Source organism: Colwellia marinimaniae (assembly GCF_002207865.1).
Taxonomy (GTDB): domain Bacteria; phylum Pseudomonadota; class Gammaproteobacteria; order Enterobacterales; family Alteromonadaceae; genus Colwellia; species Colwellia marinimaniae.
In genome coordinates this window covers 34,729-57,844 of record NZ_BDQM01000022.1, presented here as the reverse complement: position 1 = coordinate 57,844, position 23,116 = coordinate 34,729, and the positions used below count along the sequence as shown (strand labels likewise).

Here is a 23,116-nt window from a genome sequence, read left to right as displayed (position 1 = left end):
TGTATTAATCGAGGAGCCAGTTTTTATCAGGTAAGTAGCTAATTAATTAGTCATCTACTGTGTTGTTCTTCTCATTTAGAATTTGTATACCCAGCTCTTTTAGTTGCTCTGGATTTGCTTTACCTGGTGCATTGGTTAATGGACAAGCTGCGGTCGTGGTTTTAGGGAAAGCCATTACCTCACGGATTGAACTGGCACCTGTCATTAACATCACTAAGCGGTCTAGTCCAAACGCTAAACCAGCATGTGGCGGCGCGCCATATTGTAGTGCTTCAAGTAAGAAACCGAATTTTTCTTGGGCTTCTTCATCACTGATACCTAAAATTCTAAACACCGCAGCTTGCATATCTTGCTTATGAATACGTACCGAGCCACCGCCAAGTTCACAGCCATTTAATACCATGTCATAGGCATCAGATATCGCGTCAATGGGGTTTGCTTCTAACTGCTCTGGCGTTAAATTCATCGGTGCGGTAAACGGATGGTGAATAGCATGCATATGGCCATCTACTTCTTCAAACATGGGGAAGTCAACTACCCATAGCGGTTTCCACTCACCTTGCAGTAAATCCAGCTCTTCACCCAGTTTAAGGCGAAGTGCACCTAAAGATTCCGTCACAACATTATACTTATCAGCACCGAAGAAGATAATATCGCCTGTTTTTGCGTTAACACGTTTTAATAGGGCGATGGCTACATCACTGGATAAGAATTTTAAAATCGGTGATTGTAAACCGTCAACACCCGTGGCAAGGGCAGCATCAATATCTTTAACTTTTAACCAAGGCATACCTTTTGCGCCGTAAATGCCAACAAATTTAGTTAAATCGTCAAGGCCCTTACGTGAGAACTTAGCTGCGCCTTGTGGTAAACAAATAACCGCCACACGTCCTTTTTCATCGTTAGCCGGTCCTGAGAATACTTTAAATTCAACATCTTTTAAAATATCAGCAACATCGATTAGCTCTAATGGGTTACGTAAGTCAGGTTTATCACTACCAAAGCGAGTCATTGCTTCATGGTAAGACATACGTGGGAACTCACCTAAATCAACATCTAACATGGTTTTAAACAAATCACGGATCAAAGTTTCGGCAATAGCCATTACCTGATCACTACTCATAAATGAGGTTTCAATATCTATTTGAGTGAATTCTGGTTGTCTATCAGCACGTAAATCTTCATCACGGAAACATTTAACGATTTGATAATAGCGTTCCATACCTGACATCATCAACAATTGTTTAAATAATTGTGGCGATTGCGGCAGCGCAAAAAACTGACCTTTATGAGTCCGACTTGGTACTAAGTAGTCTCGAGCTCCTTCAGGGGTTGCGGCAGTTAAAATTGGCGTTTCAATATCTAAAAAGCCTTCGGCTTCTAATGAACTGCGTACTGCTGAGGTGACTTTGGCACGAAAACGTAAACGTTCGGTCATTTCAACACGACGTAAATCAAGATAACGATACTTCAATCGTAACTCTTCTGAGTTAACTTGATTGGCATCTAATGGCAATGGCGCAGACTTATTCAAAATAGTCAGCTCTAAACCCAATACTTCGATAGCACCAGTTTTCATGTCTTTATTCACTTGACCGTCAGGACGCGCGCGAACTTTACCTTTAATTTGTACACAAAATTCATTGCGTAAAGTATTGGCTTTTTTGATTACTTCAGGTAAATCAGGATCATAAACAACTTGCACTAAGCCTTCACGGTCACGTAAATCTATAAAGATCACCGCGCCTAAATCACGACGTTTGTTAACCCAACCACATAAAGTTATTTCTTGCCCGATGTGAGACTCGTTTACTTCACCACAATAAATACTGCGCATGTATTTTGCCCTATACCAATTCTATTAAATTTATTAACAAGCACTAACTAGCGATTGTCAGGATAATTTTTGGCATATTATAAAGCAAAGATTGTTAATGTCACCTAGAACAAGCAGAAGCGCTAATTAAAGGCACAACAAGCGTATTTTATCGTTAAACTTTATGGATTCCCGACTAAACACGTCGGGAATAACGGTAGAGGTGGATTTGAGATTCGAGTATCAATGAAATAAATGAATGAATAAATATTTAAAAGGTGAACTCGTCATGGTCGAAGTGTCCAGTCGAATACCCATTAACTAAAAATGAACTCTGACTAAGAAAGGTCGATAATTAATTATCTATCTAATTAAAAATATAGTGATTTTTACCGGCCGCTTTTACCTTGTACATCATGGTATCAGCAATTTTCAGTAGCTCGGTATCGTTATCACCATCAGCGGGATACATGGCAATGCCTATGCTACAGCCGATAAATGCCTCGGTCTTTGATAGTTCAAACTCTTTTTGCATCAACCTTAATACTTTTTCAGCAACATAAGCGGCTTCATTGGGGCTATGCAAACCAGTGAGTAACAAGACAAATTCATCACCACCAAAGCGCACTACGGTATCGGAACTTCTCACACATCCTTGCAAACGCAGGGCAACTTGTTGCAATAGTTCATCTCCGACATCATGGCCATGAGTATCATTAATATTTTTAAAGCCATCTAGGTCGATAAATAGCACCGCCATTTTCAACGACTGCCGTTGATGAAACGCTATAGCCGTGCTTAACCTATCTTTTAATAACACTCGATTAGCAAGACCCGTTAACTCATCATGGGTTGCCATATGCTTCATTATTTTCTCAAGCTGCTCACGATGTTTAATTTCAACTTGTAAGCGTCTATTCCACATCACGATAACACCAAGCACTAACAAAATAATTACGCCAATTTGTGCGCCTACTTGTAAGACCACATTTTTATCAAGACCGGTTTTTATCGCTAACGTAAACCAGTTATCATAAATAATTTGTTTTTCTTTCTCAGTAATCGACCGTAAACCTTTATTAATAATGTCGTTCAATAACGGTAACTGTTTGCTGATAGCAAAATGACTGGTATCTATGCTAACGTCTTCCATCATAGATATCATCAAGGTAACTATATTTTCTTGCTTTAGTAAGTGTGTCGCCGAAGCCATAGTTGTGATGAAACCATCAATACGCTCTTGTTGTAGTGCAACTAGGGCTTGCTCTCGATGATCCACTAATTTAAAAGTGATTAAGGGGTGGTTTTTTCTTAAATTAGCGATTATGTAATAGCCTTTGACAATCGCAACTTGTTTGCCATAAAAATCTTCAAGCTTGTTTTTACGGCCATAATATTGCGGGTGTACCATTACCCATGGCATTTGCCAATAGCTATCAGTAAAGAGCAGAACTTTTTCACGCTCTGGGATTGGCGTGATACTGCCGAGCATATCTATTTCATTGGCTAATAATGCCTTATATAACTGCTGCCAGCTATCAAAAGCCACATAGTTAAACTCAATACTGGTTCTATCGCTAATTAAATTAATAATATCACGGTTAATACCGGCAAAATCTCCCAGTTCATCAATAAACTCAATAGGCGAGAGCTGCTTAATAATACCTAAGTTGATTTTTCCACGGGACGCTAAAAAGGCTAATTCATCATCATGCAAACTGATTTTTTGTGCTTGCTTTTTATAATAATATTCACCCGTATTACCGTTCAACCACCTTGCTTCAATTTGAATAAGGCTATTAATATCTAATTCGTTGAAGCCTTTATTAATGATTTGCATTAACTTGGTATTTTGCTGATGGATAAGCGGCGATAAATTCAAGGTGATAACAGGACTGTCTAGGCGATAGAACAGCGCTTGCAAATTACTTTGCACTAACTTGGCATTAATTATATCAACTAAGCCGACAATGGCAGATATTTCACCCTGATCAGCGGCATTTAGCATAGTACTGAGACTACTAAAGTAGCGGATATTTATCTGCGGGTATTGGGCAATAAATTGTTCTTTAAAACTAGCATCTTGCCAAATACCAATAATACCTTGACTAAAATTTTTAGAAAATTGTTCGAGGGAATGTATCTTTTTACCCTCACTATTTTTAAGGGCATGATTAACAAATACTTGAACATTTGATAAATATATGGGTTTGGCAAATAAAGTATTTTCCGGTGCCTTCATATGATCAGGATAGACTAAAAGTATATCCGCTTTTTGCTCAGCAATAAGGTCTACCCCCTCGACCATATCACGGGCGACAAATTCAACATTTATGCCAACACTTTTAGACCATAAACGCCACACATCTATCAGTAACCCTTGCGGCTCTCCCGACGGACTAACCCCCATGTAAGGTGGGTAATGTGATGAAAAGACAACCAGTAAGCTATCCTTTTGTTTATCTAAGCCTAGCCATTTACGCTCAATGGCGGCGCTTTCTTTTCTGGATATTTTTGCAAAACCTTGTTCGATAAATCTAAGTAAACTAGCGTTATTTTTAGCGACTGCAACACCGTAATCTCCTTGTTGATAGCGTAAAACTTTATGCACAGGAAAGCGTTGCCGTAAACGTTCATAATCAGGAAAATTATCTGCTAGCTTCTCTAAACCGGTAAAAACTAAAATCTCGTTATTTAAAGCCGCTCGGTATAAGTCATGACGATTATCATAGCTTTTCAAGGCTAAATCAGGATGAAATTTTTGCAATTTTTCAATATGCGCAGAGCCGGTAACGACACCAATACTATAGGGCTTTAAATCGGCAAGGCTATCAACGCTATTAAGTTGCTGATGCACATAAAGATGGCTATAAACATGAAAAAGTGAGGCTGAAAAATCAAGAGTATCACGACGTGAATCGATAATACTTAAACCGCCATGAATATCGACACTGCCTTTAGCGACTTGGCTTAGTGTTTCCAGCCATGGCAGCACAACAAACTGGATATCAACGTGTTGTTTTTTTGCCCATAAACGCCACATATCAGCCATCAAACCAATGACATTGCCTTGTTCATCAATAGCATGATAGGGGAAAGAAGTTTCATTAATGGCAATCGTTAACGGTTGCTTAATCGACAAAGTCACCGGAGTTAACTCTTTTTCAAGCGCAATAACAGGCTTTGCTGCCAAGGTACTTAGGCTAACAAAGCTTAATAAAAAGACCACAACAATGAAATGCCTGGTCTGTTGGTAAAAAAAATTCAAAAAAACACCCTATAAATATAGCGTTGCTAACAAGATCGGTTAAAATAAGGCTTTATTTACCCGCTAGTCATCAAGATACCTGTTGCAGAGTACGTTGACTGCTAACGAGTATAACTACTAACCTTAACATAATAGAGAATATAGCAAAGCTAATGCATAACTCTGATACCGATTTAATTTATTCACAAGCGCATAAGCAAGTTAAAAACTTTACCTTTGATGCTCAAGTCGTTGAAGTTTTCCCCGACATGATTTCTCGTTCTGTGCCAGGCTATAACACTATTATTGACACTATAGGCAGACTTAGCCAACAGTTTGTCCAAGAAAACAGTAATATTTATGATCTCGGTTGTTCTTTAGGGGCGGCTAGCTTAGCGATGCGCAAAGCAATTACCGCTAAAGGCTGCAAAATCATTGGTGTCGATAATTCTAGCGACATGGTCAAGCGCTGTAAAATGCATATTAATGCTTTTAAAGGCAATACTCCCGTTACTATTATTGAAGGGAATATTCAAGATATGGTGATAGAAAATGCGTCCATGGTGGTGTTAAATTTTACTTTACAATTTATAGAAAAATCACAGCGCCAAGCATTACTGAGTAAAATTGCTCAAGGTTTAAAACCTGGCGGCTTATTGGTGCTTTCAGAAAAAATCAGCGCGGAAGACCCAGCCATTGATAAAGTGTTAATTGAGCTACACCATAACTTCAAACGAGATAATGGCTACAGTGAATTAGAAGTTGCCCAAAAACGAAGTGCTTTAGAAAAAGTCATGTTGACCGACTCACTTGATGTGCATAAACAGCGTTTAGCTCAAGCCGGTTTTAGTCATAGTTCCTTATGGTTTCAATGTTTTAACTTCACCTCGCTTATCGCAATTAAATAGCTGCCATTAAATAAGCAAATACGCCACTTTCAAAATACTAATTAGAATCCTATGAAACAGTTCAACCACTTTTACCAACAAATCGCCTCTAACCGTTTAAGCCATTGGTTAAATACCTTACCTGGACAATTAACGCATTGGCATGAAAATAATTTACACGGTGATTACAAACATTGGCAAAAAACATTAGACGCCTTGCCCAGTGTTGACGGTAATTCAGCCATTGAGCTAATAAATAGTGTCAAGGTTGGTGAGCTAGGAGACTTAAATAACGGCGAATTTAAACGCCTTGAAAACTTAATGAAAAAATTTAAACCTTGGCGCAAAGGTCCCTACCATATTCATGGTTTACATATAGATACCGAATGGCGCAGCGACTTTAAATGGCAGCGATTAGCGCAGCATATCAGCGATTTATCAGGTAAGTATGTATTAGACATAGGTTGCGGTAGTGGCTATCACCTATGGCGCATGCGCGGCGCTGGCGCCAAATTTGTCGTCGGCATTGACCCTACGCAGCTTTTTTTAATGCAATTCAATGCAATAAAACACTTTATCAATGATGATCAGGTACATTTATTACCTTTAGGTGTTGAGCAACTACCCGAGTTAAAGGCTTTTGATACCGTTTTTGCTATGGGTGTCTTATATCATCGTAGATCGCCAATTGATTTCCTCTACCAATTAAAAGCACAACTGGTTAAAGGCGGTGAATTAGTGTTAGAAACTCTCATTGTTGATGGCGATGAAAACACGGTATTAGTGCCAGGTGAGCGTTATGCAAAAATGCGCAACGTGTGGTTTTTACCCAGTGAACAAGCCATGTGTGCCTGGTTAGAGCGTTGTGGTTTTAACAATGTTCGTGTGGTAAATACGGATGTCACAGCCTTAGATGAACAAAGAAAAACCCAGTGGATAGATACTGAATCGCTACAAGACTTTCTTGACCCTAATGATAGCAGTAAAACTATTGAGGGCTACCCGGCGCCCAAACGTGCCATATTTATTGCTAATGCCTAACAATGAAATGCAACCACAGAGGACACCGAGTCTCGACTACACAGAGAAATAAAGGTAGCGTTTGTGTGATTCCCGACTAGAAATTCGGGAATGACGACCAAGACCTTGAGGAGTCTCCTATACTATTTTTGTTAGCTTTATTGATAGTTAACACCTTTTAAGTAACCTGAAATTTCTGCTGTCATTCCCGAAATATTTTGTCGGCAATCTATTTTATTTCCAGAAAAAAGCACATGTATATACCAGTTCCCATGATACTTAGCCACTTTTATAAAACTAAATAATGCCAAAGGAAATGATGTAAGTTATAGTAACTTCAAGTAGTTAAGTTACCTTGAATCGGTTAATTCACTTACATAACTTCGCCCAGTTTTACTAAGGAACGCTATGAATGATGTTTGGTTAGCAAGACGTCTGACAAAAGTTACCAACAGACAACAAGATCACCGTGACCCTTTTCAGCGTGACAGAGCCAGAATATTACATTCTGCCTCTTTTCGGCGTTTGCAAGCAAAAACCCAAGTAATGGGTAGCGGAAAAAGTGATTTTTATCGCACGCGCTTAACCCATTCATTAGAAGCCGCGCAAATTGGCTCGGGCATAACGGCGCAGTTACGCGGCAAATACCCAGAGCTATGCGCAGCACATTTCCCTAAAAGTGATAGTTTAATAGAAACAATTTGCTTAGCCCATGATATTGGCCACCCGCCTTTCGGCCACGGTGGTGAAACCGCGTTAAATTATATGATGCGTGATCATGGTGGTTTTGAGGGTAACGGCCAAACTCTGCGCATAGTGGCGCGCTTAGAAACCTTTAGTGAACACTTTGGTATGAATTTAACCAGAAGAACACTACTTGGTTTAATGAAATACCCACAGTTAATAAATAGCCTGAGCAGAAAAACCAAGCCAGAGTGTGTTGAAAGTTTTCGACAACTCAAAGCCGATGACTGGCACCCTGCCAAGGGTTTATATAGCGACGATCAAGATATTATTGACTGGGTACTTGAGCCACTATCAAGCGCAGATCGTACCTTATTCCAAAGTATGAGCAGTCAAGGTGAAAACATGCCCGATAATAACCAACATAATAAAACCCGTTTCAAATCCCTAGATTGCTCCATTATGGAGCTAGCCGATGATATTGCTTACGGTATTCATGATCTCGAAGATGCCATAGTAACCAACATAGTCAATCGCACTGATTTTGACCGAGAAGTAATAGCCAAGCTGCAACAAATTGACGACCCTTGGCTACAAGAATATAGCAAGACCCTAACGGATAAGCTTTTTAGTGATCATCATCACCTACAAAAAGATGCCATTGGCGGTTTAGTCAATTATTTGATTACCGCGATAAAGCTAAGTGATTTAAATGAGCAAGATGAGTTAAACTTTGCTGAGCCGCTACTACGCTATAATGCCACCTTACCAGCATCGACAGCACAAGCACTGAACATATTTAAAGATTTTGTTTACTTTTATGTCATCAAATTAACTAGCTTGCAACGCCTAGAATATAGAGGTCAACAAATAGTGATGGAGCTTTTTCAAGCGCTATCATCAGACCCTATACGTTTATTACCGACTAATAGCGCTAAGCGCTGGCAACTAGCCTTTGATAACAAGCAAAACCCACAGCGAGTCATTGCTGATTATATTGCCGGCATGACCGATGATTACGCCACTCGCCTTTATCAAACCCTGTTTAATGCCCATGGCGCGTCCGATTACCGGTTAAGCTAAGGTGTTAGATAATTTACCAAACATGAGATTATTGCAGCAATGCTAGAGATATACGCTGGAAAAAACGCCTTAAAGACCATACAAGAGCAAGGCTTTAAACAAGAACTTTTCACTAATTTCCTTGGCGCTAGTGGTGGCCCTAAATGGTTTACCCTGTTTGGTTTAGATAAATACCTTTTTGGTGAGTTTTTCAAAGGCCGCAGTTCAGAGCTAAATTTAATCGGCTCTAGTGCCGGTGCCTTTCGCGCGGCATGTTTAACACAAAATAACCCGGTACAAGCCATAGAGCGGTTAGCACATAATTATGCCCATACTGTTTATTCAAAAAAACCGAGTGCCGAGGAAATAGCAAGTACAGCGGTAGATATAGTTGACCAGATATTTTCGACTAATGGCGCCGTTGAGGTTATCAACAATAAAGTATTTAAAGCTCACTTTCTGGTGTCTAAATGCCATGGCTTAACCGCTTTTGATAATAAGCTGTTGCAAGGTGCTGGATTAATTAAAAGTATCTTGCTAAATAAAATGGCTAGAAGGTTACTTAACAAGCAATACCAACGATATATATTCAAACAGCCAAGCAGCACCTTAACAATAAATGACCCCTATAATTTCAGCAATGTTTATCAAAACTTAACCCACGAAAATATTAAAAGTGCCCTACTCGCTTCCGGTTCAATCCCTATGGTGATGTCGGGCATCAAACATATTGCTGGCTCAGCTAAAGGCACCTACCGAGATGGTGGCATTATTGATTATCATTTTGACTTTTCCTTGAGCAATGGTGGTCAAGGGCATAGTTCCGATAATTACAAGGTCGATAAAGACAGTCAAGAATTTGCAAGTACTGGGAATAACGACGGTTTAACCCTATATCCGCACTTTTGCTCAGCACCAAAAGCGGGATGGTTTGATAAAAATTCAACTCGCCAGGTACTCAGCAGCAGTTATGAAAATACCGTACTGCTAGCCCCATCAGCGAAATTTATACAATCACTGCCTTTTAAAAAAATCCCCGATAGAACTGATTTTACCGAACTTGATAGTTCAACCAGAATTAAGTACTGGTTAAAGGTATTAGAACAAACAACTAGGCTAGCAGAATGTTTTAATGAGTTTGTCATGAAACAAGATATAACAAAGATTAGACCATTTCAGCCATAAACGAGTTGGAATGCTAGCTAGCAGAGAAATAATGTGCCCAAAGTGAAAATCGTCATTCGCGAAGTTTCTAGTCGGACATGGCATGAACGCTACTTATGAAACAATGCAGACGGTACAGGAAGTACCTTATTAGAGAATGTAGGAGCTTATTATCCTGAGCATATTGTCAGCAATTTCTACTTAAGCTCTTGTGTCTTCTCGGTGTAGCGAAGCCCCTGTGATCTCTGTGGTAAATTTGCTTAAAGTTACTAAAAACATTAAATCGCTACCCCCGAGAACACCGAGGCGCTAAACGCTACACAGAAGAAGTGACTTAAACTTGCCAAAGCCAAAGTTTGATGAAAAGCATTCTATTTATATCTCATCACTTCAGAACTGATATTTTATCCGTGTAACGAAGCCTCTGTGTCCTCGGTGGTAAAAATTACTAGTGTCTAAAATCCCAAAGCCCCTGAACACAGAAACACTAAGCTTTAATAATTTCTTGCAAAAAAGCTTTAAAATCATCTCCTAATTCTGGATGACGTAAACCGTACTCTACATTAGCTTTCATATAGCCTAGTTTAGAGCCACAATCGTGAGACTTACCTGTCATATGAAACGCTTCAACGGTTTCTATTTTCATTAAACTGGCAATAGCATCGGTCAATTGAATTTCATCACCGGCACCAGGCGGCGTAAACTCGAGCATGTCCCAAATTTTCTCTGATAATACATAACGACCAACCACAGCTAAATTCGAAGGCGCTTCATCCATAGGTGGTTTCTCAACAATGGCAGTCATCGCTTTTGATTCACCAGCTGCAAGCTTGTGCCCGTCACAATCTGCAACACCATAATTACTGACCATGTCCATAGGAACAGGCTCAACCATTATTTGGCTATGCCCTACTTCGTTATAACGCTTTAACATCGCCGCTAAGTTTTCAGTTTTTAAATCCGCTGAAGCCTCATCTAAAATGACGTCAGGTAAAACCACCACAAACGGTGAATCGCAAATAATAGGTCGCGCTTTTAACACCGCATGGCCTAAGCCTTTAGCTTCACCTTGACGGACATGCATAATGGTCACACCTTTAGGGCAAATAGCTTGAATTTCGGCTAAAAGTTGACGCTTAACACGATTTTCTAAGGTAGTTTCAAGTTCAAACGATTTATCAAAGTGATTTTCTATAGCATTTTTAGACGAATGAGTTACCAATACTATTTCTTTAATTCCCGCAGCCACACACTCATCAATAATATATTGAATCATGGGTTTATCAACTATTGGCAACATTTCTTTAGGAATGGCTTTAGTGGCAGGTAGCATACGTGTGCCTAGACCTGCGACGGGGATCACTGCTTTTGTTATTTTGTTATTCGACATTTATGATCTAATTCCTTTATTTTCAGATGACAATTTAATTAAACAAAGATCTAATTGCTCACGCCAGTGAACTGGTTTACTCAGTAAGGCGCTCTCAGATGAATTTAACAAACTGAATTTTGGTCTTTTAGCGGGGGTTGGGTAAGACGATGAAGCTATAGCTGAAATTGGAATTTTTTTATCAAGTAAGCCATGTTTTAACCCTAACTCTTGAATAGCAACAGCAAAGTCATACCAAGAAGCAACTCCAGCATCACTCCAATGATAAACTTGCTTAATCTCGCCTTGACTAGCAAGTAACCAAAGAAATTGAGCTAAGCCTTTAGCACTTGTAGGACAGCCAATTTGGTCACCTACTACGCCAAGCTGTTCTTTTTCTTTCATTAATCTCAACATTGTTTTAACAAAATTATTACCAAACGTTGAATAGACCCATGACGTTCTAATAATTGCACTATTCATAGGGTAAGTATTTTTAATAGCCAGTTCACCGGCTAACTTAGACGCACCATAAACACTTGTGGGATTAGTTTGACTAAAAACATCATAAGCTTGATTACTATCACCATCAAAAACAAAGTCAGTAGACACATGTAAAAAACGACAATTATGTTCTTTAGCAACTTTAGCTATTACTGCAACAGCAGTTTCATTAATAGCATAAGCAGCATCACTATCAGATTCAGCTTTATCAACAGCGGTATAAGCAGAAGCATTAATTATAACATTCGGCTGAAACTGGTGAACCCTAGTAGATAAGTTATCATATAAAGTGATATCAACATCATTTCGTCCCAAAGATAAAACATCTATACCTACAGGTAATTCAGCAACCAATTCATTTGCTAACTGTCCACTTTTTCCAATAATAATTACTTTCATAACTTATTTCTCATATATCTCATACCTTGCAACTAAAAACGGCAACTTTATGTTGCCGTAACTAGTAACAGTTAACTACCTAAGCGTTCTCGTTGATAACTGCCATCTTGAACGTGTTTACACCACTCAAGGTTGGCCAAATACCACTCTATGGTTTTTTTGATGCCTGAATCAAAGGTTTCTTGCGGATGCCAGCCAAGCTCTTTATTTATCTTATTAGCATCAATGGCATAACGTACATCATGTCCTGGACGGTCTGTTACATAAGTTATTAGCTCATTAAAGTCAGTCAAACCTTTAGGCTTATCAGCAATCAAATCATTTAAATGATTACAGATAGTATTAACGACTTCAATATTTTGTTTTTCATTGAAACCACCAATATTGTATGTTTCGCCTAACTTACCTTGACTGACTACTTTATATAAAGCACGAACATGATCATCAACATAAAGCCAATCACGTACTTGTTTACCGTCACCATATATAGGTATTGCTTTACCATCAAGCGCATTTAAAATAACTAATGGTATTAGCTTTTCAGGAAAATGATATGAACCATAATTATTCGAGCAATTCGTAATCACAACAGGCAATTGATAAGTTCTATGCCAAGCACGGACTAAATGATCAGAAGCTGCTTTAGAAGCTGAATAGGGAGAACTAGGATCATATGAAGTTTCTTCAGTAAATAACCCTGTCGCGCCTAAATCGCCATAGACTTCATCAGTTGAAATATGATGAAATCTAAACTCAGCTTGTTTCTTTTCACTCAAGCTCACATAATAACTACGTGCTGCTTCAAGTAAGGTATAAGTACCGATAATATTTGTCTCGATAAACTCACCAGGCCCATCAATAGATCTATCAACATGGCTCTCTGCGGCTAAATGCATAATATAATCAGGTTGAAATTTCGCTAAAACCTCAGTAACTTCTTCTTTGTTACAAATATCACCTTGCACAAAATTGTAACGCTCATTTGAGTCAATAGACTTCAATGACTCTAGATTACCCGCATAAGTTAATTTATCAAAATTAATGACGGTATTATCCGTTTCATTAATTAAATAACGAACAAGAGCAGAGCCGATAAAACCCGCACCACCCGTGATAAAAATAGTTTTACTCATTTAAATTCTCTTTAATACAATATCTGTTAACACCGCCATTCCCGAATTTTATATCAAGTACCTATTCTTACTCTGAATCCATAAAACTAAAAACCGGATCCTCGACTAAGCCACCACGAGGATGACGGTTGCACGGTTAGAACACATTATGTCCAGTCGTCATTCCCGAAGTTTCTGATCGGGAATCCATAATTTTTTACTTTTTACTATATAGCTATTTAAAAACTAGGCGCGTCTATAAATAAAAGGCCTTCTTCATCTTTAGCAGATAATGAAGGTTGGGTATTAGGACGTATTGGCCAATCTATCCCTAAAGCAGGATCGTCCCATTTAACAGATACCTCATGCTCAGGAGCATAATAATCAGTACACTTATAGACAAATTCAGCTGATTCGCTAGTAACATAAAAGCCATGAGCAAAACCAGCAGGTACCCATAATTGGCGTTTATTAGCTTCAGAAAGTAATACACCAAACCACTGCCCATAACTAGGGCTATTTTTACGCATATCTATAGCAACATCATAAACCTCACCAGAAGTAACACGTACTAACTTACCTTGTGTTTGCTCTAACTGATAATGCATACCACGTAAAATACCTTGGCTAGATTTACTATGGTTATCTTGGATAAAAGTAACATCTGCGACATTTTTTTTAAACCAATCATCACGAAAAGTTTCTAAGAAAAAACCACGTTCATCACCAAAAACCTTAGGTTCAATAATTTTCACATCGGGGATGCTGGTATCAATAATTTTCATTAAAAAACCTTTGCATCGATTAAATTCAGTAAATATTCGCCATAACCACTTTTACGAAGAGGTTGTGCTATTTCATGAAGTTTTTCTTTACTTAACCAGCCATTACGAAAGGCAACTTCTTCGGGACAATTAACCTTTAAACCTTGGCGTTTTTCAATAGTCGCAATAAAGTTTGCTGCGGCCAATAAATCATCATGAGTACCAGTATCAAGCCAAGCGGTACCACGGCCCATAATTTCAACTTTCAACTCACCCGCTTGCAAGTATTGATCAATAACATCAGTAATTTCTAATTCACCACGTGCAGAAGGTTTAACATTTTTAGCAAACTCAACTACACGTGAGTCGAAAAAGTATAATCCAGGAATTGCATAATTAGATTTGGGTACTTCAGGTTTTTCTTCAATAGAAATAGCAATTCCAGCATCATCAAATTCAACCACGCCATAAGCACGAGGATTAGCAACATGATAACCAAACACAGTTCCGCCTGCTTTTTGAGCGCTGGCGTTTTGCAGCGACTTAGTTAAATCATGACCGTAGAACATATTATCACCAAGAACAAGAGCCGCTGATGAACCGTCTAAAAACTCCTCAGCAAGAATAAAAGCCTGAGCCAAACCATCAGGGCTAGGTTGTACTTTATATGAAATTGAAATACCAAAATTAGTACCATCACCTAGTAAGTTTTCAAAACGATGAATCTCTTCGGGGGTAGAAATAACAAGGATTTCTTGAATCCCCGCTTGCATTAACGTGGCAAGTGGATAATAAATCATAGGTTTATCATAAATAGGCATTAATTGCTTACTTACAACCTTGGTTAGTGGATATAAGCGAGTACCACTGCCACCTGCGAGTATTATTCCTTTTCTCATTTTATTACCTTTAAAAATCATCTAAATAAATCAAAATATTGTTGCTTCACTATTTTCCATGTATATCTACGCGACGCGATTTCTTTCATCATTTTTGCGTTATTAATAAGTTGAGAATTATTAATACACTCAACCAATTCTTTAATATCGAGGAAAAACTTGGCTCTATCTTCTGTTGAAGCTCTATTGTAATTACAATCAAATGCAATTACATCTTTATTAAAATGCATCATTTCAACCAATGAAGGATTAGTTCCTCCGGCAGAATGTCCATGCACATAAAAACTGCACTTTTGGCGAATTTCAAAAAGTGTTTGAATATCATATATAGGGTCAATAATATCAATATTCTCAAATTGTTGATATTTAGCTTTCATTTTTAGACCAAAATCACTTTTGTCCCAATTACCGATAAACTTTAATTTTTTATCTGTTTGGCTAAAAGCTTCGAGAATAAGCCCTACATTATTTTCTGGTTCTATCCGACATAAAGCTAAAGCATAACCTTCATCAGAAAGATTTAACCTATCAACCACAGCATGGTCACCACCATAAGCGATAACCTCAGCTTCAACCCCATACTCACTTTTTACATAATCCGCGATAGCTTTATTATCAGCGACAACAACATCAGAATACTTGACCGCAAGTTTTTCAGAGAACTTTAGAAACTTTTTAATTAAGCCACTCCATTTGGATCTTCGCCATTCTAAACCGTCAATATTTGTGATGATTCGAACTTGGGAAAACAAACGAATAAAGGGTAAACAAATAGCACCTGAAACGCCGAGTAATAATATATTGTCAGTTCCTTTATATACCGCATGACATATCGACCATATATCATAAGGGATACTTTGAGAGCCGTTAGCATTTAAAGGAATATAGTAAAGATTGGCATTTTTATATCGTGACACTTTTTTTGTATAACTTTTTGACGAACAATAAACGGTAATATTTTTATCGAGTTCATGTTCATCTAGCAAATTATCAACTAATGTTTCAAAACCACCATAACAGGCTGGCACCCCTACGGTACCGATAATAGATAGCATTTTTTATACTCTTTAATCTAATTTAAATCATACTTCTTAAAATATTCTTGAATAGATATTTTATATTCGGATGCTGTAAATTTTTTGGATGTTTCAAAAGCGTTCTTTGAATATTCATTCCAAATATCGAAGGAACTATTTAAATACAACACAAATTCAGCTATTTTTTTTGTTTCTCTTGCATCAATTAAATAACCATTCCTATTATTTACAAATTCAACAGGCCCTCCTACAGAAGGAGATACTACTGGGCTGCCAAAAGCCATTCCTTCTAAAAGTGATAAACCAAAAGTTTCTACACAATCATCAGGTAATGATAAATTCAAAACAAGAAAACTACGCTCAAAGTACCATTGAATGTCTGATGGCCTGGCATAAATAGATAAATTTTTAGGAATTACTTTATTACTCATAAATTCATCTAGTTCTGCTTCTTCACAATTTATTGCAGCGTTAACTTTAAATGTAGGTAGATACTCTGCCAGATGAAATAATTCTTTAATTCCCTTATAAGCTTTTAAGGAGCCAGCAAAAAACAATTCTTTATTTTCAAATTTGTTAATAGAATCTACTTTATCAACTATAGGAAAATCTGCTCTTAGACCATTGTAAATGACATCTGAAATAGGCTTATTAAATGATTCTTTATCCTTTAGGTATTTTGAGACAAAAATCACATGTGTTGCACAGTGTTCAATAAAAAACCGTAAGAAACGTTTTAATAATTCTGGTTTCACATACGTTTCATGGACATAATAAACAACTTTAGTCGACAGTAGTTTAGCGGCAAAACCTGCACCAAAGGGCAACATAGTATTCACAACGACTGTAGATGTCCGACCTTTTATACGACAACCAATTAAAGAGTATGATAACTGAATGAAAAGAAGTATTTGAGATAATAAAAAATAGAAAAGCTGTATATACCGATTATTACTTCTAGCATAAAAACATGTAATCCGCTTTCCGCGTACTCCGTCTAAAAAACCAGAATGGTTACTAGTAAAAACATAAGTGCTTTCTGCCTTGGTAATTTCACTGTCTATAGCATCTCTAAATACCCGAGGGCTTCCACTAAAATCATTAAAAAGGTGAATATAAAACACATCTACATTACTTGACATTATTTATTTCTTTTAAAATTTTTGCGGGTACGCCACCAATAACAACATTATTAGGGAATATTCCATTAACAACTGCACCTGCAGCAATAACACAACCATTACCGACTATGCTACCATCTAAAATTGTTACTTTAGCACCTATCCAGCAATTTTTGCCGATCTCTATACCCTTTCTGGTAACCCCTTGATTACGGATTAGTTCATTGGTATCAGAGAAAACATGATTTTCAGGATGAATACTTAAATAAGCACCAGCGATAGTATCATCACCAATAATGACACCGCCAGCTCCTCCAATGTGAGCAAAATCACCTATACCGACATTACAACCAATCTTTATACCTTTACCTATGGAAGTTAATGTACCACTTACTTTTAACAATGAAAATGAACCAATAGAAGATCCTGCTCCTATATAAAACCCATTTTCTCCCATAGCATCGATTGTAGAGTAACTACCAATAGAAACCCCTCTACCAAAGAAAGCTTTATACTTAGTTAGCACCTGAACACTTGTTCCTAAGGATACGAGTTTCCTTAGGAACAGTAAGCCTCTAAGTACACAAATAGTTTGTCGAAAAGACAGGCTAATCAAGTCAACATCACGAACTTGCTTATCAAAAACAATCGTTCTTCCTTTTATTTTTAATACAGCAAATTTAAGCATTGATTTTATCATGAATTTTCCTTGTTTTAGATAGGTAACCAGAAATACATATGAATAGAACAAAACAAACAGAACTCATTCCATTAAAAAGAACGTGACCGGCTATCACCGAGTGCAATGAAAGAAGTAGCATGCCAAGCAAGAATATTTTATATACCCGTAATTGATATAAAACAAATATAATTAGTGTCGAGAAATATAATACAGATAAAAAGCCATACATGAAAAACAAATCAAAAAGATCAGTTTCCAATGTATCAAAATGAACAACATCTGATGGATTTTGGAATGATGTAAATGCACCTGCACCAATAAAGTGCCGAATAATTGAGGGTGCACTATTTAAATATTGACTAAAGGCATCAGCCACATATTCAAGTCTCCCACTGCCAAGGTAAATAAAAATATTATCTGACCTTTCTAACCGAAAAAGAATGACATCAAATACAATACTAAGTAGAGAAATTATTTTAGGAAGAAGCAAAATTAACAAAATAAAAAACAATGCTATAATAATATTCCTATGCTTAGAAAGTAAGCAGATTATCATAAGGTTAACAAGGCATAATATCAAAGCAGTTTTAGAACCGATTAAAGCAATGGAGAAAGCGATCAATAATAAGCGTTTAGTGGAAACATCAAACAAACCATAATGTTTGAGGCCTAATAAGAATAGACATCCTATCCCCAGATACAACCCTAAACCATTTCCAGAAGAAAAAAAGCTTTTAGTTCCAAATCCTGCATTATAAGTACTATTACCAATTCCGGTAATGGTAGAAAACCATAAGAGAAAAGAAATAATGAGCAGGTTGTAGGTTAAGTACTGGCCTAATTGCCAAACATCTTTTGGCTCTTTGAGATAAGAGGATAAAACAATGACCAACAAAATTAAATAAGCTATCTTGTAGGAATACATAAGGCCATAGAAAACGCCGTATGGACTTTGATGTGAGATTCCGGAAACCACTTCAACGAAAAAAAGATAAAATATTATAAATAAGGGAAGAACCCCTAACTTTCTTTTATGGATAATATATAGGAGGAGCATGGAGAAAAAAAGACGACCCAATTGAGATGGTGAAAATAAACCAGCCGTATTTATTATTTTATTTACAACTAGGTAACCATTTAGAGCATCAAAAAAAGGGAGTAAAATAAAGCAAGAAAAAAAGAATATTGAGCTAAGCTTTTGCTGTTGAAAAAACAATATATTTACCCATTATACTTAATATTTAGCTTCTAAATAATAGATGCGATTATAAGATTTTTAAGTCTCCCACAGATTACTACAGGTTATCTAAGTAACATTATACCACCGAAAATAATTGAGAGGAATCAATTTACTAAAACTGATTTTTCATTAAATTAGATAAGAAGTATCTAGATTTTTTTATCGAGCTGATCTTTGGGAATATGCGTTGCTCGCCTTTGATTAGAGATAAAAGTAAATCTTTAAAAATATCGACCGTCAAAGCTTCTCTGTATAAAGCTATAATTGAAAATAGTGATAATTGGTACTGCTTTAGACCATGAAGATATAAAAAATTATTCCTCACGATTGTAACTAATAGTCGTGATTGAATAACTTCTGCACTCCTATTACTCGTTAAACTACCTTCTCGTCTAACCACATTATAAACCACTTTATCGACAGCTAGTACTTTATTGGCAAAAAAACCGGACTTTAAGGAGAACATAACGTCATTAGACGCAATAACTTCATCGAAGCTTACATTATGCTTTTCTAGGAACTCTTTTCGTATTAACTTGCTCCACGGTACTACAGACTTATACCTAATAGATTCATCGTCACAAAGAATAAAATCATTTACCAAGTCACATAATGGTATATGTCTATCAGATAACTTACCTGTTACTTTATTAGTACTTGTAGGTTTAAAATAAATAATATCTTCTTTATAATTTTTATAAAGATCAAAAACATCAAATGCATTGTCTATAAATAAATCATCCGAATCTGCAAAAAGTATCCAATCCCCTTTTGCCTTTTTCATTCCTATATTCCTACACACTCCAGCACTTTTTTTTGAAGATGTATTTGTAATAAAAACGCATCTGTCCTGAATTTTCTCTATATTTTTTTTGTCCGTACTGCGGTCATCTACCACTATAATTTCTAGGTCATTACGTTTGGGGATACTCATAACTAGCTCTTCTAAAGCTAAGAAGTCATTGTAGTGGGGTATAATTATCGAGTATTGCAAGTTAATGCCTTTAGTGGGGCTAGGAAAATAACATGTATTATACACACATCATTAATTTTATGAAGTCAGACGAGTAAATAAACTGGCTACGGTATTAAAATAAAGCTTTCTCTAATTATTAAAATATTTTGTATCAAGTTTTTTAATTACTAAAGGAACTGAAACAGCAAGTTAATTTAATACTAGGAGTACACAAAACTTGTTAGATTAACTCAACTTTTTGAGAGATAAGTTTATAAGCGGAACTAATTGCGTGATAACTTTTTTCATCAACATTAAGATCTTCCTCTCTCAACAAAATTGAACCATACTGTATACTTTCAAATATTGCGGGCAATGTAACTAAAGCAGCACTGTAAAAGGAGACAATCACTGAGGGTAACTTATTTAGTTTCATGAGATACATTTCAATGGGAAGATTTGTTTGTAATAAGCCTACCTCCAATTCATCAATTACTTTTGAATAATTAACTTTATCTTCAGCTCTATGTGGAATATAAACGAAATTAACTTTTGGGTATTTAAGGGAGCTTCGGAGCTTACGGGGTCGGAGCTTACGGGGTCAGGTCTTTCATTTTGCACTTAATCTTTCAATTCTTATGGCGTTACTTTTTACTTGCCGCAACTATACGACTAACGAGTGAATAATGCACGTTAAAGTGATTTCCTATTTGCTTCATCGTATAACCACCCGATTTATAAGCTGTGATTATTGCTTCGTTGCGGGTTGATGAACATTTCTGGTATTCAACTAATGTTAACGGGGTAATACTGCGTTGCTTATACGGAGCTTCGGAGCTTACGGGGTCAAGCTTACGACCCCGTGTGCTTACTGTATATAAAAAAACCTTATGTCCTGCTCGGAGAAAAGAGTTTAGACACACTCTTTCGAGCCTTGATAAAGCACCTCCGATCCATAAAGATCTTATTTCTGCTAGCATTACAGTTACCACCTACATTATGTTTGTTTTTTTACGTGTTTATAAAGAAATATTAATGAAATTTTTGCTGTTCCTTAAGAGAAAAGTAATGTTCACTGTCCCTCTTACTAAAAACAATTGCGGGGTGTCCACCGGCAATTGATAATGCAGGGATATCCCTGACTACAACACTGCCAGCCTGTACAACTGCGCCTTCGCCAATATTCACACCGCCTAAAATAAGCACCCGACTACCTAACCAAACATTATCACCAATTACGATATCTTTATAAATAGAAGTTTCATCATATGGTAGAGCATTACCATTGATATTGTGATTTTCAGTAATCATCATACATGAAGGTCCAGAATGGAAGTTATCTCCAATAGTTACCTTTCCTCCTCCATTTACCTTCATTCCGTTAAAGTGGCAATTTTTTCCTAAGACGGTATTATTATTAAAAGTAGATCTATTGTTTACATGAGGAATTTCTTTATAAAAATTGATGTTTTTTATAGCTTTTTTTGTATAATAAAACTTTCTTATCCTGCGTTTTATACTACGTAAAATAAATATATATATGCATCAACATTGCCATAAAATTAAAAGTGTATTATATAATATTTATTATCAAATAACATTCGTTGTTAAACGAAAAACACAATAATAATGTATTAAAATAAACTAGTTAGGCATCATATTTCAACATCTTTTTATTAATAGTATAGAAAACAAAAATATTATAGGGAAACAAAGTCAATATATTTAAGCTTGCCTTTGTCATCCTGTAAAAATAAAAATTTAAGTTAATAAAACATTACATATACTGAGGATAATATGCTAACAAGTAATTATTAATAGGATTTATTCAATTCAATACCTACACCAACAACACCTGTGCTCTTTGTTCAATTGCATTTGGTTTTATGTTCTCCATAAAGCCCAAGGCATAGTATACAATTTCGCACTTACAGCCCAAGTACATAAAAATTGCCACAAATTAGCAATCATAAAAGCAATTGCCGCGCCGCTAATACCATAGAGGGGGATTAACAGTAGAAGTAAAGCCACATTAATAGCACCGGAAGAAATCGTTACGTAAGATAAATATTTCGTTTTTTTAACGTAAAATATATAATTGGTAACCATAAAATACATTCCAATAAAAATCTGACCTATCACTATCATGGGTAAAATATCAGCAGCCTGATAAAATTCCACACCGACAATTAATTTCAAGAGTGGTGGAGCGATAAAAAAAGCTAATAATGACATCACCATCAAAAAGACAAAGTATAAATACGTTTTTATTACAATGTCTCTCTTAATTTCTTGATTATTTTCTTTTAACTGTCCGAACAACCAAGGTGAAAACGCTTTATTAAGGCTAGTAAAAATTATATTTAACGCGGCGCCTAAACTAACAGCTACCATGTAAATACCTGTCATTTCCAGACCGAGCTCTTTATTTATTACTAATCGATCAACTGATAATAATAAAAACCCTCCAACCACATGAGGAATTAATGGCATACCAAATGATAAAGCATCTTTAATATCTTGTCGGTTATATTCAAACAAAACAAGTTTATCATTTCTAAGCGTGTAATAAGATACAAGAGCAAGGATCACACTTGTTAAAATAATGCCATAAACACGCCCTTCAGGACCTAAATGAAGAAAAACAACAAATAACAAGGTAAATGAAAAACCTATAAAAGCATTCGTTACTTGAAGAAATCCATATGATATAGCTTTCCCCCGTATTTGCCATTGACCCAATCTAATAGACAATACAAAACCACAAAAAACACTAGCTATCCCAAGATATATCCAAGCATTAGGAATGCCCAAATAACTCGCTAAGAAGCTATCAACAAAAGTTAAGACCAACAAAGCTAAAGCAGTGCTGATTAATAGAATGAAGAAACAATTGCCATTGAATCTGGCTAACTCCATATTTGAAACGTCGTCATCAAAAAAACGTCTATTTGCTGCGCCATGAACACTAAAACCAATTATTGCCAATAATGCCGCAGTAAATATATTGAACATGGCTATTTGACCATATTCTTCAGGTGAAAGGTAACGCGTCAAGATAGGCAATAACATAAATGGAAGGGCCGCACTTAAAATTGAGCTAAAAGTGTAGATCAATGAGTTTTTAAACACTGTTATCTCTTTATTTAATATT

Annotated in this window: 18 protein-coding genes; 4 read left to right on the top strand and 14 right to left on the bottom strand. The window is 36.5% G+C overall.

The annotated features are described in order from the left end of the window. Positions 1-46: 46 nt before the first annotated feature. Both aspS and MTCD1_RS12850 read right to left on the bottom strand, forming a co-directional pair. Positions 47-1,837, bottom strand: coding sequence for an aspartate--tRNA ligase (aspS, locus tag MTCD1_RS12855; RefSeq protein WP_057181258.1), 1,791 nt, complete (start codon positions 1,835-1,837; stop codon positions 47-49). 346 nt (positions 1,838-2,183) lie between these two features. Next, positions 2,184-5,084 carry a transporter substrate-binding domain-containing protein gene (locus MTCD1_RS12850; protein ID WP_082606516.1) on the bottom strand — a complete coding sequence of 967 codons (2,901 nt, stop codon included), beginning with the start codon at positions 5,082-5,084 and terminating at the stop codon, positions 2,184-2,186. Positions 5,085-5,236: 152 nt separating this feature from the next. On the opposite strand from MTCD1_RS12850, the gene cmoA reads away from it, so the two are divergent. From cmoA to MTCD1_RS12830, 4 genes are all read left to right on the top strand, one after another. After that, complete coding sequence (gene cmoA / locus MTCD1_RS12845; protein WP_057181259.1) at positions 5,237-5,971, top strand: carboxy-S-adenosyl-L-methionine synthase CmoA; 735 nt, start codon at positions 5,237-5,239, stop codon at positions 5,969-5,971. Between the two features lie 51 nt (positions 5,972-6,022). Beyond that, positions 6,023-6,991, top strand: coding sequence for a tRNA 5-methoxyuridine(34)/uridine 5-oxyacetic acid(34) synthase CmoB (gene cmoB, locus MTCD1_RS12840; RefSeq protein WP_057181260.1), 969 nt, complete (start codon positions 6,023-6,025; stop codon positions 6,989-6,991). 387 nt (positions 6,992-7,378) lie between these two features. Beyond that, a complete protein-coding gene (locus tag MTCD1_RS12835) occupies positions 7,379-8,737 on the top strand; it encodes an anti-phage deoxyguanosine triphosphatase (protein ID WP_057181261.1) in 1,359 nt (452 codons plus the stop codon). 39 nt (positions 8,738-8,776) lie between these two features. Continuing rightward, on the top strand, positions 8,777-9,901 hold the full coding sequence (locus MTCD1_RS12830; RefSeq protein WP_057181262.1) for a patatin-like phospholipase family protein: 1,125 nt from the start codon (positions 8,777-8,779) through the stop codon (positions 9,899-9,901). A 466-nt stretch (positions 9,902-10,367) separates the two neighbouring features. Here the strand turns inward: MTCD1_RS12830 and galU are convergent, their stop codons facing one another. The 12 genes from galU to MTCD1_RS12760 all read right to left on the bottom strand — a co-directional run bounded on the left by galU (position 10,368) and on the right by MTCD1_RS12760 (position 23,094). Then, positions 10,368-11,270, bottom strand: coding sequence for a UTP--glucose-1-phosphate uridylyltransferase GalU (gene galU, locus MTCD1_RS12825; RefSeq protein WP_057181263.1), 903 nt, complete (start codon positions 11,268-11,270; stop codon positions 10,368-10,370). Then, positions 11,271-12,152, bottom strand: coding sequence for a dTDP-4-dehydrorhamnose reductase (gene rfbD, locus MTCD1_RS12820; RefSeq protein WP_057181264.1), 882 nt, complete (start codon positions 12,150-12,152; stop codon positions 11,271-11,273). 71 nt (positions 12,153-12,223) lie between these two features. Further along, positions 12,224-13,285 carry a dTDP-glucose 4,6-dehydratase gene (rfbB, locus tag MTCD1_RS12815; RefSeq protein WP_057181265.1) on the bottom strand — a complete coding sequence of 354 codons (1,062 nt, stop codon included), beginning with the start codon at positions 13,283-13,285 and terminating at the stop codon, positions 12,224-12,226. A 218-nt stretch (positions 13,286-13,503) separates the two neighbouring features. Continuing rightward, positions 13,504-14,049: a dTDP-4-dehydrorhamnose 3,5-epimerase gene (rfbC, locus tag MTCD1_RS12810; protein WP_057181266.1), complete on the bottom strand. Its 546-nt coding sequence runs from the start codon at positions 14,047-14,049 to the stop codon at positions 13,504-13,506. Further along, positions 14,049-14,927, bottom strand: a complete 879-nt coding sequence (gene rfbA, locus MTCD1_RS12805) for a glucose-1-phosphate thymidylyltransferase RfbA (RefSeq protein ID WP_057181356.1) — start codon at positions 14,925-14,927, stop codon at positions 14,049-14,051. The genes rfbC and rfbA overlap by 1 nt, the downstream gene beginning before the upstream one ends. A gap of 17 nt (positions 14,928-14,944) precedes the next feature. Next, the gene (locus tag MTCD1_RS12800; RefSeq protein WP_057181267.1) at positions 14,945-15,982 is read right to left on the bottom strand and encodes a DUF1972 domain-containing protein; all 1,038 of its coding nucleotides are present in this window, start codon (positions 15,980-15,982) and stop codon (positions 14,945-14,947) included. A gap of 17 nt (positions 15,983-15,999) precedes the next feature. Continuing rightward, entirely contained in the window at positions 16,000-17,106 is a 1,107-nt protein-coding gene (locus MTCD1_RS12795; protein ID WP_057181268.1) for a glycosyltransferase family 4 protein, read from the bottom strand. After that, positions 17,096-17,785 (bottom strand): acyltransferase, encoded by a 690-nt coding sequence (locus MTCD1_RS12790; protein ID WP_057181269.1) that lies wholly within the window; start codon positions 17,783-17,785, stop codon positions 17,096-17,098. Before MTCD1_RS12790 ends, MTCD1_RS12795 begins: the two co-directional genes overlap by 11 nt. Then, positions 17,766-18,983: an O-antigen ligase family protein gene (locus tag MTCD1_RS12785; RefSeq protein ID WP_057181270.1), complete on the bottom strand. Its 1,218-nt coding sequence runs from the start codon at positions 18,981-18,983 to the stop codon at positions 17,766-17,768. Before MTCD1_RS12785 ends, MTCD1_RS12790 begins: the two co-directional genes overlap by 20 nt. 136 nt (positions 18,984-19,119) lie before the next feature. After that, positions 19,120-20,046, bottom strand: a complete 927-nt coding sequence (locus MTCD1_RS12780; RefSeq protein ID WP_082606518.1) for a glycosyltransferase family 2 protein — start codon at positions 20,044-20,046, stop codon at positions 19,120-19,122. A 948-nt stretch (positions 20,047-20,994) separates the two neighbouring features. Further along, on the bottom strand, positions 20,995-21,276 hold the full coding sequence (locus tag MTCD1_RS12765; protein WP_231733037.1) for an acyltransferase: 282 nt from the start codon (positions 21,274-21,276) through the stop codon (positions 20,995-20,997). A 570-nt stretch (positions 21,277-21,846) separates the two neighbouring features. Then, positions 21,847-23,094: a lipopolysaccharide biosynthesis protein gene (locus MTCD1_RS12760; RefSeq protein WP_082606519.1), complete on the bottom strand. Its 1,248-nt coding sequence runs from the start codon at positions 23,092-23,094 to the stop codon at positions 21,847-21,849. Positions 23,095-23,116: the final 22 nt, after the last annotated feature.